Consider the following 13062-nt stretch of genomic DNA (forward strand, 5'->3'; position numbering starts at 1 on the left):
CTATTGACGTACTATATTATAGCTTTCTACGTAAAAATTTGGAACAATTTTAGTCAAGACCCAATTGTTAATAGTTGAAGTGTTCTGACATGTTGGACATTCTGTAATGGTCACAGTATAATTTACTGTTTGTTGTGATTTGTTCGCTACCACAGCTCTATAATATCCTGAACTACAAGAAGCAGTAGTTTGTAATGACATTACGGAATATTTTGAGAAATCTACGGGTTTGTAATTTATTCCACCATCAAAACTAACCTCAATTAATTTATCAAAATCAGTAGATTCAGTGATGAAATTCTCACCTTCTTCATAACCTATAACACGTACAATTGCATCTTCAATTACAATTCCTCCAATGGCATTTGTAGGATCACACTTTTTACATGATGTGATTGAAAATATAAGTAATGAAATAAAAATAAGTTTCTTCATGGTGTATAAATTAGAATACAAATATACTATGTTTTTTTACGAAGTTCAAAATTTTGACCTAGATATACTTTTCTAACTTGTTCATCGGCAGCTAACTCTTCAGCGGTTCCAGCTTTAAGTATACTTCCTTCAAAAAGTAAGTATGCGCGATCAGTAATAGAGAGTGTTTCTTGTACATTGTGGTCTGTAATAAGAATACCAATATTACGATTTTTTAGATCAGCAACAATAGATTGAATGTCTTCAACTGCAATTGGATCAACTCCGGCAAAAGGTTCATCAAGTAATACGAATTTTGGATCTGTAGCTAAAGCACGAGCAATTTCAGTTCTTCTTTTCTCACCACCAGATAAGGCAGAACCTTTGTTTTTACGAACGTGATTCAAACCAAATTCAGAAATTAATTTTTCTAATTTAGCATGTCTTTCCTCCTTATTTAACTTGGTCATTTCTAAAATTGCCATGATGTTGTCTTCAACACTCAACTTTCTGAAAACGGAAACTTCTTGCGGTAAATAACCAACTCCAAGTTGCGATCTTTTGTACATCGGTAAACGCGTAATGTCTTTTCCGTCAAGATGAACAGTTCCTTTGTCTGGAGTTACCAAACCAACAATCATGTAAAAGGAAGTCGTTTTTCCAGCTCCGTTTGGTCCTAGAAGTCCAACGATTTCTCCTTGATTTACTTCAATAGAAATTCCTTTCACAACCTTTCGGCTTCGGTAAGACTTCGTTATATCTTTAGTATATAATTTCATTTTTCTTTCTCCAACTGACTAAATTAGCATTTATACTAATAGTGGTCATTAAAACAGATGAATATTTATGTTAGCATTTATTAAATGTACGTGCTTTAAATTAGTGAGATCCAATTCTTAGAATCTAATTCTGAATTTAGCACGAATTCCAATAGGAGAAACTCCCGGATCTAAATGCGTTATTCTCCAAATAGCATCTACTCTGAATACCTTAAATATGTTTTCAATTCCTATGGCACTTTCCAAATAAGGAATGTTTCCAAAAAGTTTTGTATTGTCAGGCAATAACATTCCTTCGCTTTGTTTTTCTGAAATATCACCCCAAACAGATTTTGCTGAAGCAACCAACCTCCATTTTAATTTTCTAACCAATGGAACACGATCAAAGAACAATCCATTAAAGTGTTGTTCAGCTGATACTCCAATATAACGGTCTGAAATAAATTCAAAATAATCCATTCTGTTGTGCGCTGAAGACTGGAACCAATAGGTTTGAGAGCCTTCATGAATTTTTAAGAACGGATATGCCGCTTCACCTAAAACTACACCTCCATAAATTTCGTAATACAATTTACCGAAAATCCCTAATTTTGGACTGTGACTCAGCTTTAATTCAAATTTTTGATATTCATAGTCAGAGCCTAAAATTCCTTTTATTCCAAGAATACCTTCTAAACTAATAGCAGGATATTTTGAACCCACAGAAATTCGGTCAAAAGTTCCAGATATGAACTCTTCATTTTTTGCATACCTTACTTTTAAAGAAGTTTCAAAAGTTGAAATATCATTTATATCATTGTAAGAAACGGATGAAGTTGGGATTCTGAATTTAGTAGCTCCCAATGCACCTAATTTCTTCCATTCCGCTCCAGCTGTCACAATAAAGTTTTTACCCATATCTTTCTCGATATTGGTTCCAAAAGCCTCCGTCAGAATTAACATATCTAAAGGTCGAGTTCTGAAAAGTGAACCCAAAGCTCCGTCAATAGCCTCAGCGCTTCCCGCCATTCCAAGTTGCGTTATATCATAATCATAATACAATTTGAGCATTCCTCGTTTTTTAGGAGATACATTGTACCTTATTCCTCCGCCGTATTTGAATTTTTCATCCAAATATCCATAAGCAATTTTCCCCGATAACTCAACTCGCCTGCTGAAATCGTTTGAAGTTCGCAGTTGAATCTGGTTTCTAAAACCTTCAACTGTATTGAAACTAATTAAGCTTTTGAGATTTCCCAATTCAATTTTCCCCATCGGATAAAACCCCGTAGTGACTAAAAATGAGAAGTTCTTAACTGCTTTAAAAAGCGGGACTTCATTCAGCGAGTCTATCATTACATCAATATCCTCCTCTTGTTTATTTAAAGGTGTATGACGGTTTGCCCTCCAATATTCCTTGGACCTATCACTAGCGCCATATTCAATAACTACGTTTTCGGAGGTACGATAAAAGTCAGGCTGCAAGGGAGTGTTGATAATAAAGTTCTTACGAGTGGTTAGTTTTCGACCGTAAAATCCTAACAATTTAGAGTTTTGTAAAGCTTTCAAATCCACAATAAGTTTGTCCGATGTCATCATCCAAACTTCCTTCTCCACTTGCTCAAATTCTTGCTCTAAATAAAAACCGTTTACATAGTTTATGTTTGCATTTTCCGCAACTGTTGCAGACCATTCCTTCACTGCATAAGTTGTATCGTGTATCCACATTTCACCAGTAAAGGTTAAATCTCCTTTTCTTTTGGGTTCAAACGTCAATAAGTAACACCATTGTTTGCCAATGAAGGCACTGTCCTTTAAATATAAGGTGTAATAAGCCCTTCCGAAATTCGCGATTGGACTAATGAAAGATTTATCGAAAATTCCGATGTAGTTTTCATAAACGTTAATGTCCTGATACATTTCACCTAAAAACTGGTTAACTTCAAGATTTTCAATCCCTGTTATACGAGAAGCTTTTACGACTTCTTTCTTCTTTGTTGGATTCGTTCTGTAGTAAAAATCAGATAATGATTCCGTTAAAATTAGCGGTAGATATTTGTCACCATTCATTGTGTCCAAATATTCCATTACCAGATTTAGATTTTGTACAATCTTTCTGTCTTCAAATTGATCACCAATATTATTCAAATCCAATTGGATTTTATTGTATGTTTCGTATTGATAAGCGCCTAGTTTTTCCTTATTGTTAATGGGTTTATTATTGACAACTCTTCGGTGTAAAACAGTAGAAGGTTTTTCATCAGGTGCAGTAATATACACCTCATCCGTGGTTTGAGTAATAGGTTCAACTCTAAAGTTAATCACTTGAGATTGATCTCTTTTTACGGAAACAGTTTGTGTTGCAAATCCTGATGCACGCACTATTAATGAGTCAGTAGCATAGTAGGATTCAATTGCGTATTTTCCATCAAAGTCGGTTTCTGTTCCAATTTTTGAATCTTGAAAAAACACACTTGCGAATGGAACAGGTTCTCCAGTTTCATCTTCAATAACAGTACCTGAAACACCTGTTTTTTGGGCGTTCAAGAAAGTACTTGTTAAGAGAAATATTATAAGAATCCACTTCATCGGATACTAAAATAGTGAAATTGTAGAGAATATTTTAAAGTAATATTTAATTTCATAGTTAAAAGTAGCGTTTGTTAGTGTAATTTATTTTCTTTTCTCAGCTTTTAATCTTTTGCGTTCAACTCGAGCACTTATTAAAATTCCTACTTCATAAAGAATGATGATTGGAATGGAAACAATTACTTGACTAATAAAATCTGGAGGTGTTATCAATGCTGAAAGAATTAATACACCCACAATTGAATGTTTTCTGTATTTTCTTAAAAAAGGTGCATTTAAAATTCCAATTTTCGTTAGAATATAAACCACAATTGGCAACAAAAATAATAGTCCAGTGAATATAACACTTGAGATAATCAAAGACATGAACGAAGCAATCATCCAAATATTTTCAAATTCTGAAGATAAAGAGAAAATACCGAAGAATTGAATACATAATGGAGCAACGACAAGGTATCCGAAGACTACACCCAATAAAAATAAGACAGAAACAAAAAATGTAATTCCACTGACTTCTTTCTTTTCATTGACTTTAAGTCCTGGTTTAACAAATCCCCAAAGTTGATGAAAAACAATAGGGAAAGCTATGATAAACCCTCCAACAAATGACATTAATAATGCCGTGGAGAATTGAGAACCAACTTTATTTGATTGAAATTTAATTGGAATCTCCTCAAGACAAATACCTAAGTATTCGCACATGAAACGAAAGGAAACAAAACTAGGCTTCGTCATCGAGATGAAGATGTTTTGAATTATCCACTCTTTAAAAAACCACATTACTATCGCAAAAACAAGTATTGCAATAACTGATTTAACTATTCTCCATCGCAACTCCTCTAGATGAGCAAGGAAGGACATTTGATTATCTACTTCATCCATAATTGAATGCGAAAATAGTGTTATTTCTTGTCATTTCCGATTAAATATAAAACATGTTATCTACAACAAATGAACAATTCCTTTTTGATGGATTTAAATCATGGCGTCGATACAGTTGCAATGCTGTAACCATGTTTTATTAATGCCTAAAATGAATATAGCTATTCGATGCTGGTGTTGTCTTCGACTTCGCTCAGGCAACGGATTGCTCTCTGAGCTTCATGGCATCGCTGCAGTTGCACTGCTGCGACCATGTACAAAAAATCATTTTACTTTACGATAATCCAACAAAGTAACATGGCCATGTCTGATCACTTGAATTCCATTGCCGTCTCTTAAGGATAATCTATAAATATAAACACCTTCATTCGCATAACGTGACTGCTCTCTTAACTGTCCGTTCCATCCTTCAGAAGGATTAGAAGTGGTGAATATTATTCTACCATAACGATCATAAATTTCAAAAAGATAATCATCGAATTGTCTGTGTCTGGTTTCTGGTTTAAATATTGGATTTTTACCACCAACAGTAAAAGCATTTGGAATAAAAATTAATGGTTCAATTACGCCGCAAGCAATATTACTAAAGCTCAATTCTTGAAGTCCAAATTTATTATTTGCTTCAACAGCTTGAACATAATAGCATACTTTCCCTTCGTCCGATTTTCCATAAGGAGTTACATTGTCAGTATATGTTCTTTTATTATAAGGTAAAATAGCAATAGGAGTAGTATCAAAAACGCCATCAATTGAACGGTAAATTTTATAACTAGATATTGTGCCAATAAACTCCTCATATTGTGTCCACTGTAAAGTATGATTTTCGGCTTCCTCCTCTGTAATTACATTTAAGAGTATGGAAGTTCCAAAATTTGAAATGTCAGAAATTTGGTTGCATGTGTCAATAGTAATCGTTTGGTAAGTATAAGATCGCTCATTCACTTCAACATCAGTATCAGTGAAAATGAATTCAGAACCCGTTCCGATTAAAGCTTCGTCAATCTTTACAAAACCTTGTGTTTTCTCGTCAAAACGTTCAAGTTGAATCGATTTTATTCCCTCTCCATTAGCAACCCTGTGTTTGATTACGATATTTTCTCCTTCAACAGTTGCTACGCTCAAATAGGAAACTCCAGGTCCATTGCCTGCCGTTAATTTAACAGTGTCTTTGTTCGAAAAAGAAGTTATTCCCTGAAGTGAAACTGTTTGAACAGCGATAATCATTTCGTCTCCAAAATTGATATTCGTACTGAATGTATTTACTTGAGATTGACCAACTTCTTGCCACGGGTTTCCATTTGTGCTAATAAAAATCTTGGCTTCAACAATACTGTCAAATCCTAAATATCCTGTCCAGCTCAAATTCAGCAAACGATTACATGCATCTATGGAAGAGCTGAGTTGATTGGTTGTATGTGGTTCTGCCTTTGCTGATGTTTGATAAGTTGGTGGAACATTTGTCGTGAAACAAGAATCAAATGCTGCTATAGAATATTGAAAAGGTCCATTTTCTAAATTTTCTGAATGTGTGAAAGTAGTATTTGGTCTTCCCCAAACAGTATCAATTTCTACTAAGTTTCCTGCTAAATCAGTTTGATAAACAACATATCCATAAGTGTCATTTTGATCATTTACATCCCAAGTAACAGTGATATCGTTTGTTAAGGTGTCAATGTTTACGTTTGTAATTACTGGTATATTGGGAACTATTCTGTCCTTAAATACATCTCCTGCAATATTACTTGTGAAGTCACAATTTGATGTCGGTAAAATGATTTGATAATTGATAAATTCATCACAAACAGTTATTGTATCTGAATAGTTTGTTGTATTGTAAAGAACTGAGTCAATTAAAGTCCATGTTCCAGCAGGAAACTCTCTATAAATATGAAAATAATCATTGAAAGAACCGAGTTGAGAAGGGAAGGGCTTGTTCCATTGAAGAATTGCTTCACCATTTCCTGGATTATTCAAGTCTAAATAAATATTCTGAAGTGTATCGGAGGATTCAGGGATACTTCCCAGTACATTTGAATTTGTTGTAATGTAATATCCATCAACTATTCCGGTTCCAGGATTAGTGATTGTTGCACTATTTGTATTGATGTTCGTGTAGTTATTATAAAAACCACCGTTTAGTCCAAACACATCATAACTGTCAAATTCACCGTTTGGATCTGTAATAGGAGTCCAATTAATCGTAATATCTCCATTTGCTTCCGTCTTAACGCAAGTAATTTCTGGAGCATTCAAAGCACTTACTGTTTGGATATTGAATCCGAACAATGAAATTAAAAATAAAAATGGAACGACTTTATGCATTGATGTTTAAACGTGTTTTAAATACTAATAGTATAACGTAAAGATAATGGTTTTCGTTGCCGAAAATCTTTCTAATCTTTAATTTACCCAGCACTCACCACCGTAAAATCTTCCCAGTTCAAATACAAATTAGCCAAATCCTTCACTTCTTTCGGAGTAATTTCATTTACTTCTTTAATAAACTTGTCATAATAAGAAAAGTCTAATCCGTAAGTTTCAACTGAAATAAATCTGTCCATCATGGCTTGTGCTCCATCAGATTGCTCCAAAATTTGACCAATAATGTAGTTTTTCACCAGCGACAATTCAGTTTCACTCACTTCCTCAGTTTGTAAAAGAGTGATTTCTGCTTTAATAGCTTCTAAAGTCAAGTCTTTGAATTCTTTTCCAACTTCTGTGCTGATAAAGAAATAGCCTGTTTCTAACAATTGTGCAACGCCAGAACCAATTCCATAAGTATATCCTTTGTCTTCACGAATTGATGTCATTAATCGACTTCCGAAATAACCACCCAAAATTGTATTGACAACACTAAATTTGATAAAATCTGTATGTTGTTTATTGAATAAAACTCTTCCAACGCGAATTGCCGTTTGAAGCGCTTGTTCTTTTTCTACGTGAATGTTATTTGGTGTATAGCTATAATCGTAATCTATTGTAGTGACTTCGTCTTTGCTGAATTGATTTCCTAATTCTTTGATAGCATTCAAATCTTCGTCATTCAATGCACCAACAATGCTGATGTATTGCAATCCTTTCAGGTATTTATGTTTGTGAAATTCAATTAAATCTTTTTGGTCAATTTCATCGTAATCTTCCAATTGCGTTAAATCTCCATAAGGTGAATTATTGAATAAATCGCTCAAAAAAGCACGTCTGGCTTGTGTAGAAACTTTCTCCAAACTAATTGCCATTTTCTTCTTTTTCGATTGTAGCAATTGGTTAATTTCCTTTGGATTGAAATTAACATTAATCATTGCATCTACAACTGTTTTTGCAATGGTAACAATGTGTTCTCTTAATCCAATAGCTGAAATAGTCGCTCTTTCAGTTGAAATTTCTACTCCCGTAAATCCTCCTAATCTGTCAATTGCTTCTTCAATTTCATCGCTTGATTTATCTGCTGAACCTGAGAATAAAAGCTCTCCTGTCAATTGAGCAATGATTTTTGATGTTTTTAAACTTCCAGCGTCAAAAACGAAATCTATTCGAACCGTTTCATCAGTTGTTTCACGCATACTGTAAACGTCCACTTTGTTTGCTAAAGTATCAATTTCCGGTGATTGAAAATCTATATGTGTAATCGTTGATGTTTCTGGTGCAAGTGTTCTATTCATCATTTTTCTTTGCTTTAATAATCAATTGTGTACAGTTTGTTTTCTGTAAAATTTCTTTTGCGTATTTCTGAATTCCTTCCACCGTAACTTTTTCATACAATTCAGTTTCGGTATTGATAAGATTAGCATCACCCATTAATTCATTCATTGCCAAAGCCATACTTTTATTCAAAACACCTTGTTCAGAAAATGCTTTTGTCGTTTTTACTTTATTGATGATTTTCTCCAATTCAGCTTCTTCAACTAAAGTCGATTTCATTTCATCAATAATTTTCCAAATCTCTGTATCAATTTGTTCTAAAGTTGCTCCATCACTTGGGTGGACAGAAAGCATCAGCATTCCTGTATCCGTTGAACCCATGACATACGCATTGATGTCTGTCACCAATTCTAATTCCTTTTTCAAACGCTTGTATAAACGAGAAGATTTCCCTCTCCCTAAAACATCGGAAATTAAATCAGCTTCGTAGAATCCATCTTCACCTTTTCCTACCATTTTAAATCCGTAGGTATAAACATCAGAAGGAACATCTCTTTCAATCGTTTTTGTTCTGAATTCTGTCTGTTTTGGCTCTTGTGGTAAGTTTCTAACTTTCTTTTCTTTCGAAGGAATGTCAGCATACCATTTCGTTACCAATCTTTTTACTTCTTCTAATTCAAGATTTCCAGCAATACATAAAATTGCATTTCCAGGGTGATAATGTGTTTTGAAAAAGTCTTTCACTTCATCCATTGTCGCTTCCTTGATGTGCTCAATGTTCTTTCCGATAGTTGCCCAACGGTAAGGGTGAGTTTCATAAGCCAATGGTCGAAATTCTAACCATAAATCTCCATAAGGTTGATTCAAATAACGTTGTTTGAATTCCTCAATTACAACACTGCGTTGAACTTCTAAACTTTTTTCTGTAAAAGCCAAAGACAACATTCTATCGCTTTCCAACCACAAAGCTGTTTCCAAGTTTTGCGCTGGAACAACATCGTAATAATTGGTGATGTCATTACTCGTAAAAGCATTGTTTGATCCACCCGCTTCTTGCAATGGTCCATCGAAATTTGGAATATTGACAGAGCCTCCAAACATTAAATGCTCAAATAAATGGGCGAATCCTGTCCTTTCTGGAGATTCATCTCTTGCTCCAACATCAAATAAAGTATTGACCACCGCCATTGGTGTCGTTACATCTTTATGGAAAATTACACGCAATCCATTGTCGAGTTCAAAACGCTCAAATTCTACCATTAAAACTTAAATTTTTCATTTGTATTTTGTGCTGCCAAAGCAGTCTTGAAATCATTAACAATCTCCTCAACGATTTGTGCGGCAGGAAGAATTTTGTGTATCAATCCTGAAACTTGTCCTATCTCTAATTCACCTTCTTCCAAATCACCTTCAAACATTCCTTTCTTCGCTCTTCCGCGACCCAATAAAGTCACTAAATCCTCAACGCTTTTACATTCGTTGTAAGCTTCAACTACTTGAGAATAAAAAGCATTTTTGATTAAACGGACAGGAGTAATTTCTTTTAGAGTCAAGACAGTATCACCTTCTTTAGATTCAACCACTGTATTCTTGAAATTGATATGTGCCGAAGATTCTTCCGAAGCTACAAAACGACTTCCAATTTGCACTGCGTCAGCACCAAGGTTCATGGCTGCTAACATTCCAGCACCATTTCCAATTCCACCAGCTGCAATTAATGGAATATCTAGAGCTTCAGCCACCATCGGAATCAAACAAAAAGTTGTTGTTTCATCTTTTCCGTTGTGTCCACCCGCTTCAAATCCTTCGGCAACAATGGCATCAACGCCAGCTTCTTGAGATTTTAATGCGAATTTCACACTAGAAACCACGTGAACAACTGTAATTCCTTGGTCTTTTAAATGTTTCGTCCAAGTTTTTGGATTTCCAGCAGATGTAAAAACGATAGGAACTTTGTGTTTGATAATTGTCGCAATGTGCTTGTCAATATCTGGATAAAGCATAGGTAAATTCACCGCAAAAGGTTTATCAGTCGCCGCCTTACATTTTTGAATTTGTTCATCCAAAATTTCAGGATACATACTTCCAGAACCAATAATTCCTAACCCACCAGCATTGGAAACAGCAGAAGCCAATTCCCAACCCGAACACCAAATCATTCCTGCCTGGATTAGCGGATATTCTATATTAAATAATGATGCTATTCTATTTTTCATAAAATGATTTTTTTATTTACGATTATTACGATGGTTTATATATGGCAAATTGTACGGACGGTTTGAAACCGTCCATAGGTGCAATCCGCCCGTGCAATTTATCAATCAATCATTTTTAGCATTCAACTTCTTCCCCCAAGCCAACAACATAATAATTATCCCTGCTAAAACAAATGGAATACTCAGCCATTGTCCAGTGTTGATTAATAATCCAGCATCGCGTTCAGCTTGACCAACTTTTACGAATTCGATAATGAATCTCCATCCGAAAATAAAGACAAGGAACAGTCCGAATAGGAATCCACTCTTTTCTTTTAGCTTCGTTTTCCAATGTAATCTCAATAAAATGAAGAAACTTAATAAATAGGCAAGTGCTTCATACAATTGAGCTGGGTGACGATAAACATGTTCCATTCTACCGTTGACTTCAACCAAATTATCTACACTTTCATGCATAAATTTGAATCCCCAAGGCATTGTCGTAGGATTTCCAATAATTTCGTGATTCACTAGATTTCCTAAACGAATGAAACAAGCAGCAATGGCAATAGGAGCAACGATGCGATCCAAAACCCACCAAATTGGTCTCTTCGATACAACTTTGCTGTAAATTATCAAGGCAATAAAAATTGCAATTGCTCCACCATGACTCGCTAATCCACCTTCCCAAACTTTGAAAATGTCGATTGGGTTTTCTCTGTAAATATGCCAATCATAAAAGAAAACATGTCCAAGACGCGCTCCCACAATTGTAGCAACTACGATGTAAATTAATAATTTATCCAACCATTCTTCTGGAATCCCTTCGGCTTTAAACATGCGCTTAGTCACGTAAAAACCAATGATTAAACCTGAAACAAAAAGTAATCCGTATAAGTTTGGAGTGCTCCAACCATCAATGAGTTGCGAGCTCATATTCCATTCAATTCCTAATATCACAATGTCTATTTTTATAATGTATGCGAAAGATACTTTTTTTGTGGTAAAGAACGGGTGGTTTTCAAGAAGAATTACGCAGAGTTAGGCAAAGGCGCAAAGATTCGCAGAGAATAAAAAGAAGAAAAGGGAGAAGAGGAGGGTTTGAATTTGAAAATCCCAGAGGGATGGTGTAATTCAAGCATAGGATACAATCCTATGCTTGAAAAAGTATGTGTCAAATGAATCCCAGAGGGATGGCGTAATAGAAACAATGCTTTCGCATTGTTTCCTGCTGCTCTATTGGAGCAGACAATATTAAGTGTGGATTGTGCTCTATGAACTTCCGCGTTTATCTTTTCTACGTCCTCACCTCTGCGAAACTCTGCGAAAACTCTCCGCAGCTCCGCATCATTTTTTCTAACGAATAAAATTCGAAGGGAAAACGTTAATCAATAATGCCAAAACCAAATTCAACGGGTCATCACGCATACAGCCTACAGCCTAAAGCTTATTGCTTATAGCTATCGCCTCCGCCACTCTAACCGGCTTCTTATTATTATCTTTAAACTTCAATTTATCAGACCTCCCTTTCTTGAAAATCTGATTGCTGTTCTCCAATCCTTTTCTTAGTTCTTTCTGCTCTTCAATCGGTAAATTATAAACGTCTTGACAATCTGTAGAACAACATCCTTGTAGTTTTTCCTTACAACTTTCACATTGAATAAATAGCAAATGACACGCGTCATTCACACAATTCGTATGCGTATCTGCTGCTTCTCCACATTGGTGACAAACAGAAATTATATCTTCAGTTATTCTTTCACCACGTCTTTCATCAAACACGAAGTTTTTCCCTATAAATTTATTCTCTATTCCGTTGTCTGTGCAATCGTTGGCGTATTTAATAATTCCACCTTCCAATTGATGTACATTCTTGAATCCTCTGTGTTTGTACCAAGCAGAAGCTTTTTCACAGCGGATTCCTCCTGTACAATACATCACGATATTCTTGTCTTCGTTTCCTGATAAAATTTCACTCTCTATAATAGGAAGAGATTCACGGAAAGTATCCACATCTGGAGTAATTGCCCCTTTGAAATGTCCAACTTCCGTCTCGTAATGATTACGCATGTCAATCAAAATCGTATTCGGATCATCGATTAACGCATTAAATTCAGTTGCTTTAAGGTGTTTTCCTTTATTTGTAACATCAAAAGTTGCGTCATTTAAACCATCGGCTAAAATCTTGTTACGGATTTTAATCTTTAGTTTTAAGAATGGAAATTCTGCTTCTTCCTCGTTTACAGCGATGTTTAGTCTGATGTTGTTTAAAAAAGAAATAGTGTACAATTCTTTTTTGAACTCTTCGAACTTGTCAGCTGGAACACCCATTTGTGCGTTAATTCCTTCAGTTGCGACATAAGTTCTTCCTACGACTCCTAGATTATCCCACATTTGAAAGAGGTGGTCTCTAAAAACTTGAGGGTTGGGAATAGAAGCATATTGATAAAAAGAAACGGTAACGAATTTTGTTCCGCGTTCTTTTAACTTTTCCACCAACTCCTCTTTACTCAATTTATTCCACAGTTGCATGCTATGTATTTTTTATATGATTAAAGATTTTACAAAGATACAGAAAATGAATA

At 34.9% G+C, this 13062-nt stretch carries 10 protein-coding genes; all 10 read right to left on the bottom strand.

What is annotated here, in order from left to right:
* Positions 1-435: a hypothetical protein gene (locus ERX46_RS03140; protein WP_130092371.1), complete on the bottom strand. Its 435-nt coding sequence runs from the start codon at positions 433-435 to the stop codon at positions 1-3.
* A 26-nt stretch (positions 436-461) separates the two neighbouring features.
* Positions 462-1193: an LPS export ABC transporter ATP-binding protein gene (gene lptB, locus ERX46_RS03145; RefSeq protein WP_130092372.1), complete on the bottom strand. Its 732-nt coding sequence runs from the start codon at positions 1191-1193 to the stop codon at positions 462-464.
* A 117-nt stretch (positions 1194-1310) separates the two neighbouring features.
* Positions 1311-3761, bottom strand: a complete 2451-nt coding sequence (locus ERX46_RS03150; protein ID WP_130092373.1) for a DUF5686 and carboxypeptidase-like regulatory domain-containing protein — start codon at positions 3759-3761, stop codon at positions 1311-1313.
* Between the two features lie 84 nt (positions 3762-3845).
* Positions 3846-4643: a twin-arginine translocase subunit TatC gene (gene tatC / locus ERX46_RS03155; protein ID WP_130092374.1), complete on the bottom strand. Its 798-nt coding sequence runs from the start codon at positions 4641-4643 to the stop codon at positions 3846-3848.
* 264 nt (positions 4644-4907) lie between these two features.
* The gene (locus ERX46_RS03160; protein WP_130092375.1) at positions 4908-6965 is read right to left on the bottom strand and encodes a T9SS type B sorting domain-containing protein; all 2058 of its coding nucleotides are present in this window, start codon (positions 6963-6965) and stop codon (positions 4908-4910) included.
* A gap of 83 nt (positions 6966-7048) precedes the next feature.
* Entirely contained in the window at positions 7049-8305 is a 1257-nt protein-coding gene (locus ERX46_RS03165) for a M16 family metallopeptidase (protein WP_130092376.1), read from the bottom strand.
* The gene (locus ERX46_RS03170; RefSeq protein WP_130092377.1) at positions 8295-9542 is read right to left on the bottom strand and encodes a M16 family metallopeptidase; all 1248 of its coding nucleotides are present in this window, start codon (positions 9540-9542) and stop codon (positions 8295-8297) included. Before ERX46_RS03170 ends, ERX46_RS03165 begins: the two co-directional genes overlap by 11 nt.
* The gene (locus ERX46_RS03175; RefSeq protein WP_130092378.1) at positions 9542-10498 is read right to left on the bottom strand and encodes an NAD(P)H-dependent flavin oxidoreductase; all 957 of its coding nucleotides are present in this window, start codon (positions 10496-10498) and stop codon (positions 9542-9544) included. Before ERX46_RS03175 ends, ERX46_RS03170 begins: the two co-directional genes overlap by 1 nt.
* A gap of 105 nt (positions 10499-10603) precedes the next feature.
* The gene (gene lgt / locus ERX46_RS03180; protein ID WP_130092379.1) at positions 10604-11437 is read right to left on the bottom strand and encodes a prolipoprotein diacylglyceryl transferase; all 834 of its coding nucleotides are present in this window, start codon (positions 11435-11437) and stop codon (positions 10604-10606) included.
* 480 nt (positions 11438-11917) lie between these two features.
* On the bottom strand, positions 11918-13009 hold the full coding sequence (gene trhO, locus ERX46_RS03185) for an oxygen-dependent tRNA uridine(34) hydroxylase TrhO (protein ID WP_130092380.1): 1092 nt from the start codon (positions 13007-13009) through the stop codon (positions 11918-11920).
* Positions 13010-13062 lie beyond the last annotated feature (53 nt).

Source organism: Brumimicrobium glaciale, from assembly GCF_004152935.1.
In the GTDB taxonomy this organism is placed as follows: domain Bacteria; phylum Bacteroidota; class Bacteroidia; order Flavobacteriales_D; family Crocinitomicaceae; genus Brumimicrobium; species Brumimicrobium glaciale.

Coding starts and splice junctions, on each gene's coding strand:
- ERX46_RS03140 (WP_130092371.1), bottom strand. CDS start 435: ATGAAGAAACTTATTTTTATTTCATTACTTATATTTTCAATCACATCA.
- lptB (WP_130092372.1), bottom strand. CDS start 1,193: ATGAAATTATATACTAAAGATATAACGAAGTCTTACCGAAGCCGAAAG.
- ERX46_RS03150 (WP_130092373.1), bottom strand. CDS start 3,761: ATGAAGTGGATTCTTATAATATTTCTCTTAACAAGTACTTTCTTGAAC.
- tatC (WP_130092374.1), bottom strand. CDS start 4,643: ATGGATGAAGTAGATAATCAAATGTCCTTCCTTGCTCATCTAGAGGAG.
- ERX46_RS03160 (WP_130092375.1), bottom strand. CDS start 6,965: ATGCATAAAGTCGTTCCATTTTTATTTTTAATTTCATTGTTCGGATTC.
- ERX46_RS03165 (WP_130092376.1), bottom strand. CDS start 8,305: ATGATGAATAGAACACTTGCACCAGAAACATCAACGATTACACATATA.
- ERX46_RS03170 (WP_130092377.1), bottom strand. CDS start 9,542: ATGGTAGAATTTGAGCGTTTTGAACTCGACAATGGATTGCGTGTAATT.
- ERX46_RS03175 (WP_130092378.1), bottom strand. CDS start 10,498: ATGAAAAATAGAATAGCATCATTATTTAATATAGAATATCCGCTAATC.
- trhO (WP_130092380.1), bottom strand. CDS start 13,009: ATGCAACTGTGGAATAAATTGAGTAAAGAGGAGTTGGTGGAAAAGTTA.